We start from the raw sequence: 23169 nt of genomic DNA, 5'->3' as shown, positions 1-23169 counted from the left end.
CCCGTATAGGCGGTCGCGCGCCAGCCCGCGAGGCCGGCGCCGGCCATCGCGCCGAGCAGCAGCATGGCCAGGGCCGAACGTCGCAATCCCCGCAGCAACAGCCCGCCGGCGACCGCGGCCAACAGCACCCCGGCGTAAACACCACCATGCCACAGCGCCGCCTGCTGCAACTGCAGCGCAGCGCCCAGCACCAAGCCGGCCATGGCGGCAAAGAAAGCCAGGCCGCGCGGCTCCCCGCCCGGCGTCACGCAACGATCCCTGATGACATGCTGCAATCGCTCCCTTACACGCTCTCTGTGGCGCGCTAATTGCTAACCGTGTGGGCTAGTATGCGTCTCACTCCGAGGCAACCTCGACGTTCCGAGAAAAAATGTCCATCCACGCCGCTCTCCACCACGTCACCCACTACAAGTACGACCGCCCGGTGCAATTGGGACCGCAGGTGATCCGCCTGCGCCCCGCGCCGCATTGCCGCAGCAACGTGATCTCGTATTCGTTGCGCGTCGAGCCCGAGCAGCACTTCATCAACTGGCAGCAGGACCCGTTCGCGAACTACCAGGCGCGGCTGGTGTTCCCCGAGAAGACGCGCGGGTTCAAGGTCACGGTCGACCTCGTGGTCGAGATGGCGGTCTACAACCCCTTCGACTTCTTCCTCGAGCCGCAGGCCGAGAACTTCCCTTTCAAGTACACCGAATCGCAGGCGCAGGAACTCGCGCCCTACCTCGTGGCCGACCCTGCCACGCCGCTGGTCGCGGCCTACCTCGAGAAGATCGACCGCAAGACGAAGCGCACCATCGACTTCCTCGTCGGCCTCAACCAGCAGGTGCAGAAGGACGTCGGCTACCTGATCCGCATGGAGCCCGGCGTGCAGACGCCCGAGCAGACGCTGGCCAATGCCTCCGGTTCCTGCCGCGATTCGGGCTGGCTGCTGGTGCAGCTGTTGCGCCATTGCGGCCTGGCGGCGCGCTTCGTTTCGGGCTACCTGATCCAGCTCACGCCCGACGTGAAGGCGCTCGACGGCCCCAGCGGCACCACGGTCGACTTCACCGACCTGCACGCCTGGTGCGAGGTCTATCTGCCCGGCGCCGGCTGGATCGGGCTCGACGCCACCTCGGGCCTGATGGCCGGCGAAGGCCACATCCCGCTGGCCTGCACGCCCACACCTTCGAGTGCGGCGCCGATCGAAGGCGCGGTCGACGAGGCCGAGGTCGAATTCGCCCACGAGATGAAGGTCACGCGCATCCACGAATCGCCGCGCGTGACCAAGCCCTATACCGACGATCAATGGGCCGAGGTGCTGGCGCTCGGCGAGGCAGTCGACGCGCGCCTGAATGCCGGCGACGTGCGCCTCACGATGGGCGGCGAGCCGACCTACGTCGCCACCAGCGACCGCGACGCGCCCGAATGGAACACCGATGCGCTCGGCCCGACCAAGCGCGGCTACGCGACCGAGCTCGTGCACAAGCTGCGCGCCGAATACGGCCAGGGCGGCTTCCTTCATTTCGGCCAGGGCAAGTGGTACCCGGGCGAACAGCTGCCGCGCTGGGCGCTGTCGATCTTCTGGCGCGCCGACGGCCAGCCGCTGTGGCACAAGCCCGAGCTCTTCGCCGACGAACGCACGCCCACCCACTACACGAGCGAAGACGCGCGCCGCTTCACCAGCGCGCTCGCGCACAAGCTCGGCCTCACCGACCGCTTCGTGCAGCCCGGCTACGAAGACGTCTACTACTACCTCTGGCGCGAGCGCCGGCTGCCGGTGAACGTCGACCCCTTCGATTCGAAGCTCGACGACGAGCTGGAACGCGTGCGCCTGCGCCGCGTGTTCACGCAGAAGCTCGATGCGGTGATCGGCTACATGCTGCCGATCGAGGCCGCGAACGCCGACACCGATGCGCCCGCGCTCGCCGGGCCGGGCTGGAAGACCGGCCCCTGGTTCCTGCGCGACGACCGCATGTACCTGGTCCCCGGCGATTCGCCGATGGGCTACCGCCTGCCGCTCGATTCGCAACCCTGGGTCAGCAAGGGCGACTATCCCTACCTGGTGGAGCGCGACCCCACCGCGCCGCGCGCGCCGCTGCCCGCCTCCACCCTCTTCCGTGCGCGCTATGAAGGCGGGCTCGCCGGCGCGCCGGTCGATCTGGGCGCCGTGCCCTACGACTTCGGCGTACCGCAGCAGGCGCCGTCCGCGCTGCGCTTCCAGGCCGCGCACGGCAACCCGGCGGCGGCACGCGCTGCCGCGGCCTCCTCCGATCCGACCACGACCCGCGAGCCGCGGCGCGGCGAATCGGCCCACTGGATCACGCGCAGCGCGCTGTGCGTGGAGGTGCGCGACCCGCGCCGCGCCAACGGGCCGGCGGCCGAGAAGGTGGGGAGCGCCTCGGGCGTGCTCTACGTGTTCATGCCGCCGCTGGCGCGGCTGGAGGATTACCTCGATCTCGTCGCCGCGGTCGAAGCCACGGCCGAGCAGCTGGGCGTGCAGATCGTGATCGAAGGCTACCCGCCGCCGCGCGATCCGCGCCTCAAGATGCTGCAGGTCACGCCCGACCCCGGCGTGATCGAGGTCAACATCCATCCCGCGCACAACTGGCGCGAGCTGGTCGATCACACCGAGTTCCTCTACAACGCGGCCTTCGAGACGCGCCTGTCGGCCGAGAAGTTCATGACCGACGGCCGCCACACCGGCACCGGCGGCGGCAACCACTTCGTGCTGGGCGGCGCCACGCCGGCCGACAGCCCCTTCCTGCGCCGGCCCGAGCTGCTCGCGAGCCTCTTGCTCTACTGGCACAACCACCCGTCGCTGAGCTATCTGTTCTCGGGCATGTTCATCGGCCCGACCAGCCAGGCGCCGCGCGTCGACGAGGCGCGCAACGACCAGCTCTACGAGCTCGAGATCGCGCTCAGGGAAATCGCGCGCAACCGCGAGATCCACGGCCAGAACATGCCGGCCTGGATGGTGGATCGCACGCTGCGCAACATCCTGGTCGACGTCACCGGCAACACGCATCGCAGCGAGTTCTGCATCGACAAGCTCTACTCGCCCGACTCCGCCACCGGCCGCCTCGGCCTGCTGGAGCTGCGCGCCTTCGAGATGCCACCGCACGCGCGCATGAGCATCGCGCAGCAGCTGCTCCTGCGCGCCTTCATCGCCCGCTTCTGGGACGAGCCCTACAAGGCACCCGCCACGCGCTGGGGCACCGAGCTGCACGACCGCTTTCTCTTGCCGACCTTCGTCAAGATGGATTTCGAGGACGTCATCAGCGAGATGCGGCAGGCCGGCTTCGCCTTCGATCCGGACTGGTTCGCGCCGCATTTCGAGTTCCGCTTCCCGCTGGTGGGCCAGGTCCAGGCCATGGGCGTGGAGCTGTCGCTGCGCAACGCCCTCGAGCCCTGGCACGTGATGGGCGAGGAAGGCTCGGCCGGCGGCACGGTGCGCTATGTCGACTCCTCGCTCGAACGCATCGAGGTGCGCGTGACCGGCCTCAACGAAAGCCGCCACGTCGTCACCGTCAACGGCCAGGTGCTGCCGCTGCAGCCCACCGGCACGGTCGGCGAATTCGTGGCCGGCATCCGCTACAAGGCCTGGAATCCACCCTCGGCGCTGCATCCCAGCATCGGCGTCCATGCGCCGCTCACCTTCGACCTGGTCGACACCTGGATGAAGCGCTCGCTCGGCGGTTGCCAGTACTTCGTCGCGCATCCGGGCGGGCTCAGCTACGAGAGCTTCCCGGTCAACGCCAACGAGGCCGAAAGCCGGCGCCATTCGCGCTTCTCGCGCATGGGCCATACCCCCGGCCTGCTGCGCACGCCACCGGCGACGATCGAACTTGCTGCAAGCCGCGAGTTCCCGTTCACGTTGGATTTGAGACGAGGATGAGCCCACCCCCAGGCTTCGCGCACTTCGTGTCGCTCTCGCCAACCCCCTTGCAGGGGGCAACACCAGCGGCCCGGCAAAGCCGGTTCCGCGGAGTTCCTGGAATCATCGCCCACCGCCCCATCGCGATGACGCCGATGTGACAATCGGCACATCTTGGACCCACTGAACGAATCCCTTTTCGACGCCCAGGCGCTGGAAGCGCCCGCCGAGCTGGCCTCGGCGCTCGCCCCGCCGGCAGCGCCGGGCCACTTCGACGAGCTGCGCGGGGCCGCGACGCCGATCGCGGCCCCGCGCGTTGGCGGGCCCTCCCAGCCGGCGCCGCTGTACGAGGCTTCGTCCGCGCCACCCGCGGTGCATGCTGAAGAGGCCTCTGCGCGCGAGCGCCCGCCGCTGGCGCCCGCCTGGGCCGATTTCTTCGAGCAGCTGGGCGCCGCCGGCTTCAACGACCTGCCGCGGCGCGCGGTCAGCCTCGAGCGGCAGATCCGCGACAACGGCGTCACCTACAACGTGTACGCCGATGCCGACGGCCCGCAGCGCCCTTGGTCGCTCGACCTCTTCCCGCTGATCGTCTCGCCCGAGAGCTGGGCCCAGATCGAGGCCGGCGTGCTGCAGCGCACGCGCCTGCTCGACCGCGTGATGGCCGACGTCTACGGGCCGCAGCAGCTGCTGGCCGAGGGCCTCTTGCCGCCCGCGCTGGTGCACGGCCATCCGGGCTACCTGCGCGCGATGCACGGCGTCAAGCCGCCCCGCGACACCTGGCTGCACATCGCCGCCTTCGACCTGGCGCGCGGACCCGACGGCAACTGGTGGGTGGTGTCGCAGCGCACACAGGCACCCTCGGGCCTGGGCTACCTGCTCGAGAACCGGCTCGCGATCGCGCGCCAGTTTCCGCAGGCCTTCGAAGCGCTGCACGTGCAGCGCCTGGCCGCGACCTACCACGCGATGATGGAAGGCCTGCAGCACATGTGCCCCGCCGGCCAGCCGCCGCACATCGCGCTGCTCACGCCCGGGCCCTACAACGAAACCTATTTCGAGCACGCCTACCTCTCGCGCTACCTCGGCGTCACGCTGGTCGAAGGCAGCGACCTCACGGTGCGCGACCAGCGCCTCTACCTCAAGACGCTGCAGGGCCTGCGGCCGGTGCACGGGCTGATCAAGCGGCTCGACGACCAGTACCTCGACCCGCTCGAACTGCGGCCCGACTCCACGCTCGGCGTGCCGGGCCTGCTGCAGGCGATCCGCGCCGGCAACGTGCTGGTGGCCAACATGCCGGGCTCGGCTTTCCTGGAGTCGCCCGCCCTGCTCGGCTTCCTGCCGGCGCTGGCGCGCCGCCTGATCGGCGAGAAGCTGCGGCTGCCGGCCCTGCCCACCTGGTGGTGCGGCGAACGCGTCGCCATGGAAGCGGTGCTGCCGCAGCTCGACAGCTGCGCGATCAAGTCCACCTACCCCGGCGACGATTCCCACACCAGCTTCGACGCCGTGCTCGGCAGCCGCATGGGACGCCGCGCGCTCGACGAATGGGCCGGGCGCATCGTGCGCCAGGGCGACGAGCACACGGTGCAGAGCTACCTGCCGCTGTCGCAGATGCCGACCTGGACCCAGGACCTCGGCCCCGGCCACATCGCGCCGCGCTCGGTGCTGCTGCGGGTGTTCGCGGTGAGCGACGGCGCAAAGTCGTGGCGGGTGCTGCCCGGCGGCCTGGCGCGGCTCGCGGGCGCCGATGCGCAGATCGCCTCGATGCAGCGCGGCGGCAGCAGCGCCGACGTCTGGGTGCAGACCCACGGTGAGGTCGACCGCACCACGCTGCTGCAGTCGCATGCGACGCCGGCATCGCTCGCGCGACACCGTGCGCCGGTCACCAGCCGCGCGGCAGAGAACATGTTCTGGCTCGGCCGCTACACCGAGCGTGCCGAGAACGCGGTGCGCCTCGCGCGGCTCACGCTCGACCTGCTCGGCGGCGAAGACCAGTCCTCGCCGGCGCTCCTGGCCTGGCTGCATCGCTTGGCGCTGCGCAATGCGCTGGTGCCGCGCGATGTGCCGACCATCCCGAAGTCGCGCCGCGTGTTCGAACGCGCATTGATCGCGGAGCTGGGCGACGTCGAAAAGGGCGGCAGCGTCGGCTACAGCCTGCGCTGCGTGCGCGAGGCCGCGGCCGCGGTGCGCGAGCGGCTGTCGCAGGACAACTGGAACCAGATCGTGCGCGCCGAAGCCGAATTCCTGCGCCGCTCCGCCGAGCAGGCCGGCGAAAAGGGCGAAGGCAGCTACGCGAGCGCCGGGGCGCTGCGCATGCTCGAATCGACCAGCGCCGCGCTCGCCGCAATGACCGGCGCCCAGACCGATCGCATGACGCGCGACGACGCCTGGCGGCTGCTCTCGATCGGCCGCCACATCGAGCGGCTCGCCTTTCTCTCCAGTTCGCTGGCGGCCGGTCTCGAGATCGGTTCGGTGCACGAGATGAGCGGCTTCGAGGCCATGGTTGCGCTGTTCGACAGCACCATCACCTTCCACGCGCGCTATCAGCAGCGGCGCGATGTCGCGACCCTGGTCGACCTGCTGGTGCAGGACGGCGACAACCCGCGTTCGCTGGCCTGGGTCACGCAAACGCTGCGCGGCCGCATCGCGCGGCTGGCGGGCAGCGCGCCGGGCAAGCTCACCGCCCTCTCGCACGAGCTGCCCGATCCGGCCACGTGGACACTCGAACATCTCTGCGAAGCCGGACTCGACGGACGCCATCTCGCGCTCGAGGATGTGCTCGAAAACTGCGAGACCGCGGCCTACCATGTGTCGGACGCCATCGGCATCCGCTACTTCACCCTCACGTCCGAGTCGCTGCGTTCGGTCGGTGCCTGATCATGTTGCTCCACGTCACCCACGAAACGCGTTATGCGTACACGCCGCCGGTCGAGACCGCGCAGCATCTCGCGCACCTGAAGCCGTTGGCCACCGGCTCGCAGCGCCTGGTGAGCCATGCGCTGGCGATCAGCCCCGAGCCCGCGCAGCGCGGCGAGTCGCCCGACGTCTACGGCAACACGCGCGCTTTCTTCGCGCTCGATTCGACGCACGAGGAACTGGTGGTCACGGCCGAGAGCGTGGTCGAGACCGGCCCGCCGGTGCTGTCGCCGGCGGCCTCGCTCGAGCTGCCCTGGGAAGAGGTGCGCGAGCGCTTCCGCTACGCCAAGGATCTGCCCTTCGATCCGGCCTCCGAATTCGTCTTCGCTTCGCGCTACGTGCCGCGGCACGACGACTTCGCCGCCTACGCGCGGCCCAGCTTCGCGCCCGGCCGTCCGGTGTTCGACGCGGCCATGGACCTCACGCTGCGCATGTACCGCGACTTCGTCTACGACACCGAGAGCACCGAGATCAGCACGCCGGCGATCGAGGCGCTGGCGCAGCGCCATGGCGTGTGCCAGGACTTCGCCCACATCATGATCGCCTGCTTCCGCACGCTGGGCCTGCCGGCGCGCTACGTGAGCGGCTACCTGTTGACGCAGCCGCCGCCCGGCCGCCCGCGGCTGGTCGGCGCCGATGCCTCGCATGCCTGGGTCTCGGTCTACCTGCCCGGCGCCGACGGACCCGGCGACTGGGCCGAATTCGATCCGACCAACGGCCGCCAACCCGGCGAGGACTACGTGGCGCTGGCCATCGGCCGCGACTATTCCGACGTTTCGCCGATGCGCGGCGTGCTGCACGGCGGCGCGCGCCACACGCTCGACGTCGGCGTCACGGTGCAGCCACTCGAAGAGCTGCGGGCCGAGGCGCAGCAAGCGGCGCTGTCGCAAGCGCAGACACAGACGCAATCACAATCGCAATCTCAATCGCAATCCCAACAAGACGAGGATCCTTCATGAGTGTTTACGACAAACTTTCCAGCCTCGGCATCACGCTGCCACCGGTCTCGGCCCCCGCCGCCGCCTATGTGCCCTATGTGCAGACCGGCAAGCTGGTGTTCCTCTCCGGCCATATCGCCAAGAAGGACGGCAAGCCCTGGGTCGGCCAACTCGGCGCGACGCTCGGCACCGAAGAAGGCAAGCAGGCTGCGCGCGCGATCGCGATCGACCTGCTCGGCACGCTGCAGGCCGCCATCGGCGACCTGAACAAGGTCAAGCGCATCGTCAAGGTGATGAGCCTGGTCAACTCGGTCGGCACTTTCACCGAGCAGCACCTGGTGACCAATGGCGCCAGCGAATTCTTCGCCGAGGTCTTCGGCCCCGAGAAAGGCGCGCATGCGCGCAGCGCCTTCGGCGTGGCGCAGATCCCGATGGGTGCCTGCGTCGAAATCGAGCTGATCGCGGAAGTCGAGTGACGCCGCGGGAGGCGGCGCCCTCGCCGTCAAGCCGCTGACCGTACCTCCGGCCGCGGCCCGCGGCCCAGCATGGCGACCACGGCCGTGGCCACCAGCACCAGCGCGGCGCTCAGGAGCATGGTGCTCGAGATGCCGTAGCCGTCGACCGTCACGCCACCGATCAGCGCGCCCGACGCGATGGCGACCTGGAATCCGCTCACCAGCAGCGCCTGCCCGGTCTCCTGCGCGTCGGGCACGGCTTCCATCATCCAGGCAGTCAGCGAGACCGGGATCAGACCGAAGGCCACACCCCAGACGACCACCACGGCTGCGCCGGCCACGATCCCGCTGCCGGCCACCGTCGACAGCAGCAGCGCCGCGGCGAGCAGCACCGTCGCCAGCAGCGTGGTGCCGCGCACGCTGCGCGCCACCAGGCTGCCGCCGACGAAGGTGCCGATGAAGCCGGTCGCGCCATAGACCAGCAGCAGCGCCGTCACCGCGCCCGGCGCCAGCCCGAAGGTCTGCTGCAGCAGCGGCGTGAGGTAGGTGTAGGCCGCGAAATGCCCGGCGATCAGGAACAGCACCGCCAGCAATCCGACCTGCGCCATGCGGCGCGTGAGCGGCGTCAGCAGGTCGCGCGGGCGAATGGCGCGCGCCGGCGGCATCGCCGGCAGCAGCCAGATCTGCGCTGCCAGCACGACCGCCGCGAGCAGCCCCGTCACCGCGAAGGCCGCACGCCAGCCAGCGAAGTTGCTGATGAAGGCGCCGGCCGGCACGCCGAACACGGTGGCCGCCGAAACGCCTGCCAGCACGAGCGACATGGCGCGCGCCTTCGAAACATCCGGCACCAACTGCGTGGCGGCGCCCGGCGCAAAGGTCCAGAAGCCGCCGATGCAAAGGCCGAGCAGGAAACGCGCGACCAGCATGGTCGCGAAGTTCGGCGCGAAGGCGGCCAGCAGGTTGGATGCAACCAGCAGCGCGGAGAGCGCGATCATCACGGTCCGCCGGTCGACACGGCCCGAGGCGACGATCAGCGCCGGCCCGGCGAAGGCGGCCAGCACGCCCGGCATCGTGACCATAAGGCCGGCCGTGCCGTCGGTGACGTTCATGCCGGCGGCGATGTCCGTCAGCAAGCCGATCGGCAGGAATTCCGTCGTGACCATCGAGAAGGTGCCGACGGCGATGGAGCCGACCGCGAGCCAGGCGGAACGGGGGGTTTCGGTGGTTTCAGAGACGGAGGGCAGCGCATCGGCGCATGAGGTGCAGGGTGCATTCATGGATGGGGAAGCCTTGGAAGGAGCCGCGGCGCGGTGCGTCGAGGCTTGTTGCAGTGCGAGGTGGTGAGTTTGAAGCCGCATCGACGGCGTCAAAGGCCCCCAGGGGAAGTTCTCCGTTTCCCCTTTGCCAACAATCGAAAACGTCAGGCCGAACCCGACGAACCTCGCACAACCAGCTCGCCAGGCAGCAGCAGCTGCCGCGGTGGCCCTTCGAGGCCGCGCAGGCGTTCGATCAGGCAGGTCGCCGCGGCGCGGCCGATGGCGTCGGTGGGTTGCGCGATGGCGCTGAGGCCCGGTCCGATCAAGGGCGCCCATTCTGGATCGTCGAAGCCCACGAAGCCGAGTTCCTCGCCGAAGCGCCAGCCCAGGCGCGCCATGGCCGAGGCCACACGCAAGGTCACGACCGCATTGCCGGCCAGCACCGCCGCACGCCGCCCGCGCTTGGCTCGCTTGTGCAGGGCGCGCAGCGCGGCATCGAGCGCATCGCCGTCGTCGCCGGTGCTCTCGAACACCTGGCCCGCGACGCGCGGCTCGTGGGCCGCGATGCAGTCGCCAAAAGCGGCGGTGCGCTCGCGCCGCGAGCTCACGCCCTTCAGCGGCTCGGTGATGTAGAGCAGCTCGCGGTACCCGCCCTCGACGAGGTGGCCGCAGGCGGCCTGCATTGCCGCGGGGTTGTCCAGCGACACGAAGTCGGTGTGCATGCCGGTATGGCGGCGATCCACCAGCACCGCGGGCTTGCCATGCAGCGCGTCGGCATCGATCAGCCCTGCGCCGCGGCCCAGCGTGTTGAGGATGAAGCCGTCCACCTGGTAGCCCGCGAGCGCATCGATGGCCTCGCGCTCGCGGTCGATGTCGTTGCCGAGGTTGAACAGCATGACCAGGTAGCCGGCGTCCTGGCAGGCCTTCTCGGCGCCGCGCAGCACCGCGACCGAGTAGGGGTTGGTGATGTCAGCCACGATCAGGCCGATCAGGCGCGAGCGGCCGTGGCTCAGGGCCTGCGCCATCGGGCTCGGCGTGTAAGCCAGCTGGGCGACCGCGGCCTCGACGCGTGCCGCGATGTCGGGGCTCAGCAGGCGCTCGCGGTGGTTGAGAAAGCGCGAGACGGTGGCCTTGGAGACGCCCGCCGCCTTGGCGACGTCTGCAATCGTTGCTTTGGCCGGGCGCTGCATGGGCGGTCGCGCGTTCAAGCGAAGGCCGTGTCGTAGACCGCCGCCGGCCGCTCGCCCGCGAGCGCTTGCAGCAGGTTGGTGGTGGCCAGTTCGGCCATCGCATGCCGCGTCTCGTGCGTGGCGGAGCCGATGTGCGGCAGCGGTGTCACGCGCGGATGGGTGGCGAGCGGCGAATCCACGGGCAGCGGCTCGGTCGCGAACACGTCGAGGCCGGCGGCGCGCAAGCTGCCCTGGTCGAGCGCGGCGAGCAGCGCGTGTTCCTGCACGGTGGCGCCGCGGCCGCCGTTGATGAAGATGGCGCCCGGCTTCATGAGAGCGAACACGCGCTCGTCGATCATGCCGCGCGTGCTGTCCGACAGCGGCAGCATCGCGACCACGAAGTCGGCGCGCGCCAGCAGATCGTCGAGCGGCGTGTGCATCGCGCGCCCCAGCAGCTCCGGCGACTGAGCAGCCAGATCGACCGGGCGCCTCGCGTGGTAGAGCACCGGCATGCCGAAGCCCAAAGCGGCACGGCGCGCGATGGCCTGCCCGATGCGGCCGAAGCCCAGCAGGCCCAGCGTCTTGCCGTGCACGTCGAAGCCGAACAGATCCTCGCCGATGTTCCCGGTCCAGCGGCCCTCGCGCACGAGGTTGGAGAGCTCGACCACGCGGCGGCTGGTTGCCATCAGCAGAGCGAACACGGTGTCGGCCACCGTCTCGTCGAGCACGCGGGGCGTGTGGCACAGCATGATGCCGCGCGCATGCAGGGCAGCCAGCGCGTAGTTGTCGACGCCGACCGAAACGCTGGAGATCACTTCGAGCTTGGGCGCGCGTTCGAGCAGCGCATCGTCCACCGGATAGCTCGAACCGATCAGCCCCTGGGCCAGCGGCAGCACGGCCTCGAAGGCCTCGCGCTCGGCCGCGATGCGCGGATTGGCGACCGTGACCTCGTGCACCGCCTGCAGGCGGGCGAGCTGGTCGTCAGGCAGTTCGCGAAAGACCAACACCTTCTTGCGCATCACAGCCTCGCTTCGTTCAATTGCGCCCGCGTCGGCAGGCCTTCGGTATCGCCCAGCACCTGCACGGCGCGGGCGCCGATCCAGGCAGCGCGGCGCACCGCCTCGGGCACCGTCCTGCCTTCCAGCAGCGCGCTGACCACGCCGACCGCGAAGCCGTCGCCGGCGCCCACGGTATCGATCACCTGCGCCACCGGGAAGCCGTCGATACGCCCGGTGCCGGCCACATCGCCGTCATAGTAGGCTCCCTCGGCGCCGAGCTTGACCACCACCAGCTTCGCGCCGAGCCCGCGATAGAAATGCGCCACGCCCTCGGGCGTCGTCTCGCCGGTGAGCAGCAGGCCCTCTTCCATGCCGGGCAGCACCCAGTCGGCGCGGGCCGCGAGGTCGTTGATCGAACGCCGCATCACCTCGGTCGACGCCCACAGCGTGGGCCGCAGGTTGGGATCGAAGGAGATCGTGCGGCCGGCCGCGCGCATCACCTCCATGCTCTTGATCGCGGCCTGCAGGCTGGTGTCGGAGATGGCCGCGAACACGCCGGTCGCATGCAGGTGCCGCGCGGAGCGCAGCCAGGCCTCGTCAACATCGGCCGGGCCCATGTGGCTCGCGGCCGAACCCTTGCGGTGGTATTCCACCGGCGGGTCGCTGCCGTCGGTCACGCGGCCCTTGAACTGGAAGCCGGTGCGCTGCGTCGGGTCGCTGATCACGTGCGAGCAATCGATGCCTTCGCCCTGCATGGTGGCGAGCAGCGCGCGGCCCATCGAATCGGTGCCGAGCCGGCTGGCCCAGCCGACCTTGAGGCCCAAGCGCGCGAGGCCGATCGCGACATTGGTTTCGGCACCGGCCGTGCGCTTGTGGAAGGCGGTGGCGTTCTCGATCGGGCCAGGCTGGTCGGCCACCAGCAAGAGCATGGCCTCGCCGAAGAGCGCGGCGTCGAAGGCAGGGTTTGTCATGTTCGCAATGCTCGGATATGCGCAACCTGGTCGCGCGTGATGGCGAGCAAATCGTCGCCGATCAGAGGGTATTCGATTGCGTGCGGCACCTCGGCCGGCAAGGCGCGCAGCACGGCGCGCCAGGGCGCGGCGGATTCGGCCAGCGGCACTGCGACCCATTTGGCCGGCAGGCGCTGAACCCCCTTGCAATGCACGTAGCGCACGCGCGGGGCCAGCGCCTGGGCCGCCTGCAGCGGGCATTCGCCGATCCAGTGCCAGTTGCCCATGTCGAAGGTCATGCCGAGATCGAGCCCGGCATGGTCGGCCGCATCGAAGAAGCTTTGCAGCGCGGGCAGCGTGCCGGCCGACACGGTCTGGTCGTTCTCGATCACGAGTTCGATCGGCGTCTCGGCAAGCCGCGAGCGCAGGCCGGCCAGCGCGCCGTGCGAGGACGCGCGAAAGTCGCCGATGGCCATCTTGAGCCGGCGCGCGCCCAGCATGGTCGCGGCGGCGAGGCCGCGCGCGAGTGCAGCGCTGTCGAGCAAGCCACCCTCGGCCCAGAGACCTTCGGGACTGGAGTAGACCGAAGCAAGGCCCGCGAGCGCAGGCAGTTCGGCCGCAGGATCGCGCAGCAATTCGCCGCGCACCTCGACGCTGTCGGCGCCGGCCGCCATGGCCAGTTGCGCACACCACAGCTGGCCGTGCCGCCCCACCTCGGCCGCGCCGAAGGACGACAGAGAGATCAGTACTTGAGGCATCGCTCAGTGTGCTTGATGCGAGCTGAGAATTTGGCCGAGGAATTGGCGCGTCTTCTCGTGCTTCGGGCTGCCGAAGAACTCGCCCGGCGGCGCCTGTTCGACGATCTTGCCGTCGGCCATGAAGATCACGCGGTCGGCCACGCTGCGCGCAAAGCCCATCTCGTGCGTGACGCACAGCATGGTCATGCCGTCCTCGGCCAGGCCGATCATGGTGTCGAGCACCTCCTTGACCATCTCGGGATCCAGCGCCGAAGTGGGCTCGTCGAACAGCATGATCTTGGGCGACATGCACAGCGCACGCGCGATCGCCACGCGCTGCTGCTGGCCGCCGGACAGCTGGCTCGGGTACTTGTGCGCCTGCTCGGGAATGCGCACGCGCGTGAGGTACTTCATCGCCACCTCCTCGGCCTCTTCCTTGCTCATGCCGCGCGAGCGCATCGGCGCCAGCGTGCAGTTCTGCAGGATCGTGAGGTGCGGGAACAGGTTGAACTGCTGGAACACCATGCCGACCTCGGCGCGCACCGCGTCGACGTTCTTGCCGCCGGCGGTGAGCTCGATGCCGTCGACCACGATCTTGCCCTTCTGCACCGTCTCTAGCCGGTTGATGCAGCGGATCAACGTCGACTTGCCCGAACCCGAGGGCCCGCAGATCACGATGCGTTCGCCGGTGCGCACCGAGAGATCGATGTCGGTCAGCACCTGGAAAGTGCCGTACCACTTGTTCACCGCCTCGAGCCGGATGATCGATTCCGTGCCGGCGTGGGTCGTGACTGCGTCCGTCATGGGGCTTAGTTCAATTTCGGCAGATCGGTCTGGAGCCACTTGTTGTAAAGCTTGTTGAGCTCGCCGTTGGCCGTGTTCTTCTGCACGAACTCGTTCACGTTCTTCAGCAGGTCGTCCTGGCCCGGGCGCATCGCCACCGCCATGGCCTGCTGCACCAGCGTGAACTTGTTTTCGAAGGTCTTGGGCGGCACCCGCTTGGCGATCTGCGCCGCCACCGTGACGGAGCAGCCGATCGCATCGACCTGGCCCGACATCAGCGCCTGCATGGCCGAGGCGTCGTCGTCGAAGCGGCGGATCTCGGTGCCTTCGGGCGCGGCCTTGGTCACCGCCACGTCCTGCGTGCTGGCGCGGGCCACGCCCACACGCTGGCCCTTCAGGTCGGCCGCGCTCTTGATGTTGGTGCCGGTCTTGCCGTAGAGCACGATGGTCGCGGCCGCGTAGGGCTGCGAGAACTGCACCTGCTTGGCACGTTCGGGCGTCACGGCCAGCGAGGCGACCAGCAGGTCGACCTTGTTGGTGAGCAGGAAGGGAATGCGGTTCGGGCCGGTGACCGGCACGATGTTGGCTTTCACGCCCCAGTCTTTGGCCAGCAGCTTGGCGACGTCGGCGTCGTAGCCGTCGGGTTCGTTCTTGGCATTGGTCGTGCCGTAGGGCGGGAAGTCGACCAGCATGCCGATCGTGATCTCGCCCTTCTTCTTGATGTCGGCCATGGTCTGGGCCGATGCGAAGGGTGCGAAGGCGGTCAGTGCGGCGCCGAGGCCGAGCGCTGCGACGGCCGCACGGCGGGTGGTGAAGAAGGTCATGTCGAAGTCTCCTGGGTTGAGGACAGAAACGAAAAGAGAAACAAGCTCAGCGCGCGAGCGCCCGGGCGCGCCGGCGTTCCATGCGCGCGGCCGCCAGCGACAGCGGCCAGCAGATGACGAAGTAGATCGCCGCCACTGTCGTGAACACGTAGAGCGGCTGGAAGGTCGCGTTGTTGATGATCTGGCCGGCGCGCGTGATCTCGGTGAAGCCGATGATCGCGGCCAGCGAAGTGCCCTTGATGATCTGCACCACGTAGCCCACGGTCGGCGGCAACGCGATCTTGAAGGCCTGCGGCAGCACCACGTCGCGCATGCGGCTCGCGTAGCCGAGGTTGAGCGCCTGTGCTGCCTCCCACTGGCCGCGCGGAATGGCCTCGATGCAGCCGCGCCAGATCTCGCCGAGGAAGGCCGCGCTGTTGAGGACGAGCGCCACGCCGGCCGCGATCCACGGGTTGATATCGAAGCCGAGCACCGGCGCGCCGAAGAAGATCAGGAAGAGCTGCAGCAACAGCGGCGTGCCCTGGAAGATCTGGATGAAGCCGGTGGAAAGAAGACGCGCGGTCTTGCTGTCCGAGGTGCGGGCCAGCGCGATCACGAGCCCGAGGATGGCGCCGCCTACGAAGGCGATCAGCGACAGCGCCAGCGTCCACTTGGCCGCTTCAAGGATGAACAGGAACTCTGGATAACCGAAGGTACGCATGGTGGTCAGCGCCGATCCGGATAGTTGAGGGTGCGCCGGTAAATCAGCTTGAACAGCGCCGAGAACGCGAGCGCCAGCGCCAGGTAGATGGCGGCGACCACGATGTAGATCTCGAAGCTGCGGAAGGTCTGCGACTGCAGGTTGGCGGCGACCGAGGTCAGGTCGTCGGCCGAGATCACCGACACCACCGCCGAGCTCAGCATCAGCAAAATGAACTGGCTGGTGAGCGCGGGGTAGATGGCCTTGAGCGCCGGCTTGATGATGACGAAGCGGAAGATTTCCCAGGGCTTGAGGTTGAGCGCCCTGCCCGCCTCGATCTGGCCCTTGGGAATCGACTCGATGCCGGCGCGGACGATCTCGGCCGCATAGGCGCCGAGGTTCACCACCATCGCGGTGAGCGCCGCCGTGTAGGGCGACCAGCGCAGCCCGATGGCCGGCAGCGCGAAGAAAAAGAAGAACAGCTGCACCAGGAAGGGCGTGTTGCGGATCACCTCGATGTACGCGTTCACGATGAAGCGCAGCCAGCCCGGCCCCGAGGTCTTGCCCCAGGCGCAGAAGATGGCCACCACCAGGCCCAGCAGCGTGGCGACGAGCGAGAGCTGGATGGTGATCCAGGTGCCTTTCAAGAGCAGCGGCCACGCGGCAAAGACAGCGTCGAACTGGAATTGGTAGTTCACGGGGGAGACAAGTTCGGGATGGTGCATCCCGCTCTGGAGACAAGACTTCGATGCGAGGGAACGAAGTGTATGAAACCGGTTTCAGCACCACATCAGGGATTTCCCCTAGTCGGCCTTCTGCCTACACTCGCACGATGCTGACCACCACCCTGCCGGACACCGCGACACGGGGCGAAAGTGCGGGCGCCGCGCCCACCGTGCGCCATCTGCGCCAGGCCCTGTTGTGGCCCCTGCGGCTGATGCCGACGACGCAGCCCCGCCACGCGCACCGCAGCCCCTGGGACGTGCTGCACGAGCTCGGCGACGCTTCTCCCTGGCGCGAGGAGATCGACGAGTACACGGGCGACAGCGAGCGCTTCCACGAGCGCCACTACAACGAGTTCGTGAGCTTCCTGCCCTACGTGCAGCGCTTCCTCTACGGCGAAGGCCGCGCGCGGCGCCAGTCCGGGGGCCCCGACGGCGGCGACTCGCCGATGCGCATCTTCCGCCGGCGCGACATCGCCGCCGTGCGCGTGGTGGCCCGGCCCGGCGATTCGCCCGTCGTGCTGCAGGTGGTGCATGTCGACCTGTACTTCTTCTACGACGTCGACGTGGTGCTGCTCAACATGGAGGTCGGCGCCGACCACCTGAGCCTGCCGCTGGCGCAGGAAATCCTTTACCGCTTCGGCCGCGCCTATCCCGGAGGCTGGGATGCCCAGGGCGCTGCGCTGCATTGCATGCACAGCGTCGAGTGGCTGGGCAGCGACGGCAGCGTGCTTTCGAGTTCCGACGTGCAGAACCGCGAGGCCTTTCTCTCGCATGTGGCCGAGCACCGCGCGCCGCGCATTGCCGCGCACTGGGCCTGGCTGATGCAGCCGCTGGTGAGCGACCATTCGGAGCAGCCGGGCGAGCTGCGCTTCCGCCAGCTCGAGTACTACCGCATGCCGGTGATGGCCTACCTCTCGCTCGACGACCCGCGCCGGCTCTCGCGCAACGACTTCGTCCGCCTGGCCCTGGTCACGGGCGCGGCCGAGCCTGCGGTCGGCGGCGCCGGCCCCCTGCCTTATGCCGAAGAGCACGTGGCCGACTTCGAGCAGAAATACTGCTACGACCGCTTCTGGGTCGATGCCGGCGCCGCGCCCTACACGCGCTACATGTGCAACGGCCGCGCGCTCATCGTGGTCGGCGACGCGCACTCCGAATTCTTCTGCTGCCGCGACCGCGGCGTGCTGGCGCAGTTCCGGCACCAGCACTTCCTGCTGTTCCTGATCGCGCATTTCCAGAAGGCCGCGCTGCTGATGTTCTCCGATCGCCTGGTCGAGGCGCTGCGCATGCTCAACATACACGACGTGGCCAGCGTCAAGCGTTTCAAGCGCGCGATCCGCACAAGCTTCGAGGGTTTTCTTCGCTTCACGCACCGCTACTGGTTCCACGAGATCTCGGAACAGGCGCAGGTGCGCGCGCTGTCGCACCTGTGCACCACGCACCTCGGGCTCGATCCGCTCTACGAGGAGGTCAAGGTGCGCATCGCCGACATGAACACGTATCTCGACGCCGACAGCCTGCGCCGCCAGGCCAACACGGTGGTGCGGCTCACGGTGGTCACGCTGTTCGGCCTGATCGGCACCATCACCACCGGCTTCCTCGGCATGAACCTGCTGGCCGAGGCCGAGGCGCCGCTGGCGCGCAAGCTGGTGTGGTTTGCCGTGGTGGGCGTGCTGACCACCTGCCTCACGGTCTACACCATGGTCAAGTCGAAGCGGCTGTCGGACTTTCTGGATGCGCTCTCGGACGAGCGCCATACCTTCCGCACCAAGCTGGCGGTGCTGATGCGGGTCTGGCGGCCGGGGTCGGACTAGGGCCTGTTAACAGGCCCTAAGCTCGGAGCGAATGTTCCGCTGCACGACGGGTTTCATCAGCCCGCCGACGCGTCCTTGCTCCGCGGCAGCCACACCTCGATCGCGCCGGGCGCCGCCTTGATCGAGCGCGGCAGCAGCTTGATGACCCAGGGCTGGCCGGTCGGCGAGGCGGCGGTCTGGACCAGGGCCTGCGCGCAGGCGCGCGCCGTCTCGTCGCGGATGATCACGCTGGGCTCGGGATGACCGGTGGGCGGCGAGCGTCCGGCCCGGCGCGAGGTGCTGAGCACGTCCTCCATCGGCGGCACCGAAGCGCCCAGCGCGCGCCAGGGTCCGCGCCACGCGCGGGCCTTGTCGCGCAGCGAGGAGCCGTAGGTCTGGATGTAGACCACGGTGTCGTTGCACACGCCGGCCGGCGGCGGCGCGACTGCGGCGGGCGCGGGAGGCGTGCCGTTCGCCGACGCTTCGCCGTTCTGGGCTGGCCGCGGCATGTAGGGCGGCTGCGCCCCCTGCACGACTGGCGGCGGCGCGGCGGCGACCTGCACGTCGGGCGGCCCGGTGAGCCGATCGCGCAGCCACACCACCACCGGCCAGGGCTCAGGCAAGGTGCCGCTGCAGTTCTGCTTGGAACCCGTCTGCCCGGAGTAGTCGCGCGCCCAGTAGCGCGGCGCGCACGCCGGCGCCTGCGTCGGCTGCAGGCAGTCGATGCCGTTGCCGGGGTCGAGCAGACGCGCGCAGGCCGGCGTGCGCTGCTCGGGCGCTTCGTTGGTGCAGGCCTGTTTGGCATCGTCGACGATGCGCACCGAGAGCCGGAACTTCGCCATGAAGTTCTCGCTGCCGTCGCGGCACAGCAGATCGCCGGTGCGCAGCAGCTCGGCGGCCAGCAGCGCCGGCGCTTCGCTGGTCGTGGCGGCGCCGGCGCGCAGGCGGGCCCAGAGTTCGGTGAGGTCCTTGAACGCGCTGTTCTCGGCCTTCTGCGTCTCGGCACGCTGCACGCGCCAGCTGTCGATGCCCTGCCAGGCCGCGACGCCGAAGGTGGCGGCCGTGCCGAGCCCGACCGATGCGGTCACGGCGCCGGCCTTCATCACGCGGGCCTGCAGCCGGCTCATCGCGCCGGCCGTGGGTGCGGCGGCGCCGTGGTTGTCGTCGCTGTCGGCGTCAGCCGCACGCGCCGCCGGCTGCGCCTGGCCGTCGTCGGGCACGAAGAGCCCGGGCGCGCCCATCGCCACCTGGTCGAGCATCTCGCCTTCGAGGCGCGAGCCGATCTCGGCGCCGAGCCGGAAGTAGCTCTCCCATTGGGCCTCGTCGAAGAACTGGTCGGTGGTCGGCTGCTGCGGAAAGAGCGGATTGGCAGCCTTGAAATTCACCAGGTCGACCGGCAGCGCCGCCGAGACGTTGGGCTTGACCAGCACGATCTGCCCCGTCGCGCCGCTCGCATAGCGCACCTGCGCCAGCGCCAGGCAGGCCTGGCTGTGGGGCGAGGCAAGATCGTTGAGCGAGCCGAAGGCGCCCAGGTGCGCCCAGTCGGCGCCGGGCCGCGGCTTCATGAAGGTGATCTCGGCGTTGAGGTCGATGCGGGCGCGCCGGATCAGGATCTCGAGGTCGCAGAAGCGGTACTCCGGATCGGCGCCGCAATCCGCGATCACGATCAGCGAGGCCTGCTGCCGCAGCAGCGCATAGGCGCCAGTGTTCTCGAAATGGCCGCCGTCGCTCAGGTACCAGTTGGCCGAGCTGCTGCCGGGAAAGGCACCGAAGCATTCGAGCAGCATGAAGCGCGTCTTCATCAGGAGCGGGCTGGCATGCACGGCGGCGCCGCGCTGCACGATGCCGGCTTCGGCGCTGTTCCACCAGTAGCCGAGCCTGAGGCCCGCGAACACCGACAGCGCCGCGATGCCGCGCTTGGTGAGCCGGCCGAGCCCGGGCGCGAAGGCCGCGCCCGAGATCGCCGTCCATGCGCCAAGCGTGAGCGCGCCGTCGCCATGCGCCTGCGCCCAGTTGGCGCCGCCGGCCTGCATCCAGCCCAGCGGGCCGATCGTGAGCGGCTGGCTCTTGCGGTCGCGGTTGAACAGGCGCTGCTTGGGGTCGTGCGTCTGGTTGATGCAGACGTTGGCCAGGTGCACGGGTCCGCCATGCAGGTGCGGCGCATAGCGAAGCTGCGAGATGTCGTCGCGCGCATCGACCTCGCCGACCGGCACCCGCGGCGGCTCGAGGCCCGAGACCGCGTCCGTCGGGCTGGCGCCCAGGCGCTTGGCGTTGGCGGCACCGAGGTAGCCGCGCACGATGCGCGCCTTGTAGAACATGTGCAGCGAGGAGACGTTGAGAAAGCCGAAGTTGCGTCCGGTGACCAGCGCATAGCTGCCGACGATCACGGCGATGGTGCCGAGCCAGACCCAGCCGCGCGAGAAGTCCAGCCCCTCGGGCGTGAACACCGGCAGCAGCACCACCGAATAGACCACGCCGACCCACCAGGCCGCGAGGCAGAAGGCCAGCAGCAGGCCGAACAGGCTGGCGAGCGTCAGCATCAGCGTCTTGCCGATGCCGGGCGCCTGGCGCTTCTGCGACAACAGCATCGGCAGCACGCCGCGCAGCGCCGCTGCCACGATCAGCAGCGCCGCGCCGTAGGAAGCACGCTCCCGCTGGGTTTCGGCCGCGAGCCACCAGGCGCTGCGGTCGAGCAGGCCCAGCATCACGATCAGCAATGCCGAGTTGATCACCGCGGCGAGCCCCTCCGTCAGCTCGTTGCGCAGCTGCGCCGGCGTGCGCTTGCTGCTGCGCCACAGCACCCACAGCAGCGCGACCACCCAGCACAGCGCGAAGGCCACGAAGGTGGGCGCGAGCCAGAGCGGCCCGCTGTAGTGCCGCACCAGCCGCGGCCCGATCCAGCAGGCGCCGGCGCCGAGCGCGCACCACATCGCCACCTGCAGCAGCATCGACGAGGTGGACGGCTTGTCGCGCACCGACCAGTAGGCGCAGGCCAGCACCACCGATGCGATGAAGGGACCGACCAGCGTGAACCACAGCGTGGGCCACTGCGTCGACCATTGCACCAGCAGGCGCACCGACTGCACGCTTGCGAGATCGGTCACGCCGGCCTGCGCGTCCGAGGGCAGGCTGTTGAGGTCCACGGCACGGAACACCGTGTCCCACAGCAGCAGGTTGATGGCGGCCAGCACCATGCCGATCAGGCCCGCGGCGATCGCGATCTCGATATGCGTGCCCAGCAGGTTGCGCAGGTAGAGCGCGCTGGCGAACAGCGTGTCGCGCAGCCCGCCCGGAATGAGGTAGCGGCCGTTGCTGCGCAGCCACCAGCCGAAGCGCGCGCGATCGACGTCGCCGAGCGCGCGCTCGATGTCGCGCACCTCGTCGGCCGATTTCGCTTCGGTACAGAGCCGGCCCAGGGTGGCGCCGATGTAGCCGCCGCCCGAGACGGTCGAGACCAGGTCGAACTTGAGCAGTTGCCGGCGCGCGGCCAGCGCCTTCATCAGTCCGAGGCAGAAGGTGGCGCTGCGGATGCCGCCGCCCGACAGGGCCAGGCCCCAGGGCCTGCGGCCGTCGTCGACGCCCGCCAGCGCCTTGCGGCGCGTTGCCACCAGCTCTTGGATGGTGTCGTCCATGCGGCTCCTCGTCGTTCCGCGTGGAATATTTCACGCTTGGCGAGGGGTATCAATGCCGCAAATGGTCTATGCCGGAATGCAAGTCATTTGGTTAAGCTCGCGGCGATGACAGCCGACACCCTCTGCAGAAGCCTTCTCCTGGCCGCGGCCTGCGGCCTCATGGCCGCTTGCGCCAGCACCTCCACCGGCGCCTGCGAAACGCCCTATGCGGCATCGCCGCAGTTCAATGGCTGCAGCTTTCAGAATCCGCCGAATCCGCAGGCCCTGCCCTCCGCGAGCCCGTGGAAGATCTGGTCGCGCTTCATCGCGGGCACCAAGAACGGCACCGTGCCGGTCGACCCGATTCCCGTGCGCGCCGTCACCACCGCGCAACTCGACGCCCTGGATCCGCAGAGCACCCATGTGATCCGCCTCGGCCACTCCTCCCACCTGCTCAAGCTGCGCGGCAAGTACTGGCTGATCGACCCGGTGTTCAGCGAGCGCAGTTCGCCCTTCCAGTGGATCGGGCCCCGGCGCTTCCACCAGCCGCCGCTCACGCTCGAGCAGCTGCCACCGATCGAGGGGCTGATCCTCTCGCACGACCACTACGACCACCTCGACGTGGCGACCATCGAGTACCTGGCGCAGCGCGTGCAGCGCTATTTCGTGCCGCTGGGCGTGCGCGCTCGCGTGATCGAGATGGGCGTGCCGGCCGAGCGCGTGGCCGAGTTCGACTGGTGGCAGGCCGCGGAGCACGACGGCGTCGGCCTCACGGCGACGCCGGCGCAGCATTTCTCGGGCCGCACGCTGAACGACCGCAACAAGACGCTGTGGGCCTCCTGGGTCATCCAGAGCGGCGGCGAGCGCATCTTCTACAGCGGCGACTCGGGCTACTTCCCCGGCTTCAGGCAGATCGGCGAGCGCTTCGGCGGCTTCGACCTGGCCTTGATGGAAAACGGCGCCTACGACAGCTACTGGCCTTCGGTGCACATGACGCCCGAACAGAGCGTGCAGGCCTTCCAGGACCTGCGCGGCAAGATGCTCTACGTGGTGCACAACAGCACCTTCGACCTGGCCTTCCACACCTGGCGCGACCCGCTGGACCGCATTGCCGACCTCTCGCAGGCGAAGAAGATCGAGCTTGCGACGCCGGAGATCGGCGAGGTGCTGACGGTGGGACGGCCGCGCACGAACGTGCGCTGGTGGGAAAGCCTGAGGTAGGCCCCATCCCAAACCGTTCGTGCTGAGCTCGGCCTGTCCTGAGCCGATCGAAGGTCGAAGCCGGTACCAGGCATCGACAAGCTCAGCCCGAACGGTTGTTGGCCCGCTCTCTCGCGCGCCGCACCTGCCGGCTCTGGCCCGCCTCCGCCGCGCGCCGCTCCCGCTCCCGGCGTGCATCGCGCCGGCGCTTGCCGAGCCAGCGCGCGAGCAGGAAGCTGCAGGCGCAGCTGATGACGAGAACGAAGATGCCGAGGGCGCCGAATTCCATGC

17 protein-coding genes are annotated in these 23169 nt (G+C 69.2%); 6 read left to right on the top strand and 11 right to left on the bottom strand.

What is annotated here, in order from left to right:
* Positions 1-370: 370 nt before the first annotated feature.
* The 4 genes from ACSQ86_RS10645 (at position 371) to ACSQ86_RS10630 (ending at position 8177) form a co-directional block, all read left to right on the top strand.
* Positions 371-3874 (top strand): DUF2126 domain-containing protein, encoded by a 3504-nt coding sequence (locus tag ACSQ86_RS10645; RefSeq protein WP_436303599.1) that lies wholly within the window; start codon positions 371-373, stop codon positions 3872-3874.
* 153 nt (positions 3875-4027) lie between these two features.
* On the top strand, positions 4028-6724 hold the full coding sequence (locus tag ACSQ86_RS10640) for a circularly permuted type 2 ATP-grasp protein (protein ID WP_436303598.1): 2697 nt from the start codon (positions 4028-4030) through the stop codon (positions 6722-6724).
* Between the two features lie 2 nt (positions 6725-6726).
* Positions 6727-7722, top strand: a complete 996-nt coding sequence (locus ACSQ86_RS10635; RefSeq protein ID WP_436303597.1) for a transglutaminase family protein — start codon at positions 6727-6729, stop codon at positions 7720-7722.
* On the top strand, positions 7719-8177 hold the full coding sequence (locus tag ACSQ86_RS10630; RefSeq protein ID WP_436290574.1) for a RidA family protein: 459 nt from the start codon (positions 7719-7721) through the stop codon (positions 8175-8177). The genes ACSQ86_RS10635 and ACSQ86_RS10630 overlap by 4 nt, the downstream gene beginning before the upstream one ends.
* Before the next feature lie 26 nt (positions 8178-8203).
* On the opposite strand, the gene ACSQ86_RS10625 is transcribed toward ACSQ86_RS10630, so the two are convergent.
* The 9 genes from ACSQ86_RS10625 to ACSQ86_RS10585 form a co-directional block, all read right to left on the bottom strand.
* Positions 8204-9433 (bottom strand): MFS transporter, encoded by a 1230-nt coding sequence (locus ACSQ86_RS10625; protein ID WP_436308842.1) that lies wholly within the window; start codon positions 9431-9433, stop codon positions 8204-8206.
* 143 nt (positions 9434-9576) lie between these two features.
* Entirely contained in the window at positions 9577-10602 is a 1026-nt protein-coding gene (locus tag ACSQ86_RS10620; RefSeq protein ID WP_436303595.1) for a LacI family DNA-binding transcriptional regulator, read from the bottom strand.
* A 14-nt stretch (positions 10603-10616) separates the two neighbouring features.
* On the bottom strand, positions 10617-11600 hold the full coding sequence (locus tag ACSQ86_RS10615) for a 2-hydroxyacid dehydrogenase (protein WP_436303594.1): 984 nt from the start codon (positions 11598-11600) through the stop codon (positions 10617-10619).
* Positions 11600-12550 (bottom strand): sugar kinase, encoded by a 951-nt coding sequence (locus ACSQ86_RS10610; protein ID WP_436303593.1) that lies wholly within the window; start codon positions 12548-12550, stop codon positions 11600-11602. Before ACSQ86_RS10610 ends, ACSQ86_RS10615 begins: the two co-directional genes overlap by 1 nt.
* Entirely contained in the window at positions 12547-13287 is a 741-nt protein-coding gene (locus ACSQ86_RS10605) for a sugar phosphate isomerase/epimerase family protein (protein ID WP_436303591.1), read from the bottom strand. Before ACSQ86_RS10605 ends, ACSQ86_RS10610 begins: the two co-directional genes overlap by 4 nt.
* Positions 13288-13290: 3 nt before the next feature.
* Positions 13291-14070: an amino acid ABC transporter ATP-binding protein gene (locus ACSQ86_RS10600; RefSeq protein ID WP_436303590.1), complete on the bottom strand. Its 780-nt coding sequence runs from the start codon at positions 14068-14070 to the stop codon at positions 13291-13293.
* Between the two features lie 5 nt (positions 14071-14075).
* Positions 14076-14873: a transporter substrate-binding domain-containing protein gene (locus ACSQ86_RS10595; RefSeq protein WP_436303589.1), complete on the bottom strand. Its 798-nt coding sequence runs from the start codon at positions 14871-14873 to the stop codon at positions 14076-14078.
* Between the two features lie 46 nt (positions 14874-14919).
* Positions 14920-15573, bottom strand: a complete 654-nt coding sequence (locus tag ACSQ86_RS10590; RefSeq protein WP_093102599.1) for an amino acid ABC transporter permease — start codon at positions 15571-15573, stop codon at positions 14920-14922.
* Positions 15574-15578: 5 nt separating this feature from the next.
* Positions 15579-16250: an amino acid ABC transporter permease gene (locus ACSQ86_RS10585; protein ID WP_093102689.1), complete on the bottom strand. Its 672-nt coding sequence runs from the start codon at positions 16248-16250 to the stop codon at positions 15579-15581.
* 134 nt (positions 16251-16384) lie between these two features.
* On the opposite strand from ACSQ86_RS10585, the gene ACSQ86_RS10580 reads away from it, so the two are divergent.
* The gene (locus tag ACSQ86_RS10580) at positions 16385-18088 is read left to right on the top strand and encodes a hypothetical protein (protein WP_436303588.1); all 1704 of its coding nucleotides are present in this window, start codon (positions 16385-16387) and stop codon (positions 18086-18088) included.
* Between the two features lie 56 nt (positions 18089-18144).
* On the opposite strand, the gene ACSQ86_RS10575 is transcribed toward ACSQ86_RS10580, so the two are convergent.
* Complete coding sequence (locus tag ACSQ86_RS10575) at positions 18145-21699, bottom strand: patatin-like phospholipase family protein (protein ID WP_436308841.1); 3555 nt, start codon at positions 21697-21699, stop codon at positions 18145-18147.
* 105 nt (positions 21700-21804) lie between these two features.
* On the opposite strand from ACSQ86_RS10575, the gene ACSQ86_RS10570 reads away from it, so the two are divergent.
* On the top strand, positions 21805-22899 hold the full coding sequence (locus ACSQ86_RS10570; protein WP_436303586.1) for an MBL fold metallo-hydrolase: 1095 nt from the start codon (positions 21805-21807) through the stop codon (positions 22897-22899).
* A gap of 82 nt (positions 22900-22981) precedes the next feature.
* Here the strand turns inward: ACSQ86_RS10570 and ACSQ86_RS10565 are convergent, their stop codons facing one another.
* On the bottom strand, positions 22982-23167 hold the full coding sequence (locus tag ACSQ86_RS10565; protein ID WP_093102591.1) for a hypothetical protein: 186 nt from the start codon (positions 23165-23167) through the stop codon (positions 22982-22984).
* Positions 23168-23169 lie beyond the last annotated feature (2 nt).

This window comes from Variovorax sp. LjRoot130, assembly GCF_964253755.1.
Taxonomy (GTDB): domain Bacteria; phylum Pseudomonadota; class Gammaproteobacteria; order Burkholderiales; family Burkholderiaceae_C; genus Variovorax.
The sequence above is the reverse complement of the archived record's forward strand: the minus strand, read 5'-3'. Positions and strand labels throughout refer to the sequence as shown.

Excerpts from the sequence above, each read along its gene's own strand:
- ACSQ86_RS10630 (WP_436290574.1), top strand. The coding sequence starts at position 7,719 with ATGAGTGTTTACGACAAACTTTCCAGCCTCGGCATCACGCTGCCACCG.
- ACSQ86_RS10565 (WP_093102591.1), bottom strand. The coding sequence starts at position 23,167 with ATGGAATTCGGCGCCCTCGGCATCTTCGTTCTCGTCATCAGCTGCGCC.
- ACSQ86_RS10570 (WP_436303586.1), top strand. The coding sequence starts at position 21,805 with ATGACAGCCGACACCCTCTGCAGAAGCCTTCTCCTGGCCGCGGCCTGC.
- ACSQ86_RS10615 (WP_436303594.1), bottom strand. The coding sequence starts at position 11,600 with ATGCGCAAGAAGGTGTTGGTCTTTCGCGAACTGCCTGACGACCAGCTC.
- ACSQ86_RS10635 (WP_436303597.1), top strand. The coding sequence starts at position 6,727 with ATGTTGCTCCACGTCACCCACGAAACGCGTTATGCGTACACGCCGCCG.
- ACSQ86_RS10610 (WP_436303593.1), bottom strand. The coding sequence starts at position 12,550 with ATGACAAACCCTGCCTTCGACGCCGCGCTCTTCGGCGAGGCCATGCTC.
- ACSQ86_RS10605 (WP_436303591.1), bottom strand. The coding sequence starts at position 13,287 with ATGCCTCAAGTACTGATCTCTCTGTCGTCCTTCGGCGCGGCCGAGGTG.
- ACSQ86_RS10600 (WP_436303590.1), bottom strand. The coding sequence starts at position 14,070 with ATGACGGACGCAGTCACGACCCACGCCGGCACGGAATCGATCATCCGG.
- ACSQ86_RS10575 (WP_436308841.1), bottom strand. The coding sequence starts at position 21,699 with ATGGACGACACCATCCAAGAGCTGGTGGCAACGCGCCGCAAGGCGCTG.
- ACSQ86_RS10645 (WP_436303599.1), top strand. The coding sequence starts at position 371 with ATGTCCATCCACGCCGCTCTCCACCACGTCACCCACTACAAGTACGAC.
- ACSQ86_RS10620 (WP_436303595.1), bottom strand. The coding sequence starts at position 10,602 with ATGCAGCGCCCGGCCAAAGCAACGATTGCAGACGTCGCCAAGGCGGCG.
- ACSQ86_RS10580 (WP_436303588.1), top strand. The coding sequence starts at position 16,385 with ATGCTGACCACCACCCTGCCGGACACCGCGACACGGGGCGAAAGTGCG.
- ACSQ86_RS10595 (WP_436303589.1), bottom strand. The coding sequence starts at position 14,873 with ATGACCTTCTTCACCACCCGCCGTGCGGCCGTCGCAGCGCTCGGCCTC.
- ACSQ86_RS10590 (WP_093102599.1), bottom strand. The coding sequence starts at position 15,573 with ATGCGTACCTTCGGTTATCCAGAGTTCCTGTTCATCCTTGAAGCGGCC.
- ACSQ86_RS10625 (WP_436308842.1), bottom strand. The coding sequence starts at position 9,433 with ATGAATGCACCCTGCACCTCATGCGCCGATGCGCTGCCCTCCGTCTCT.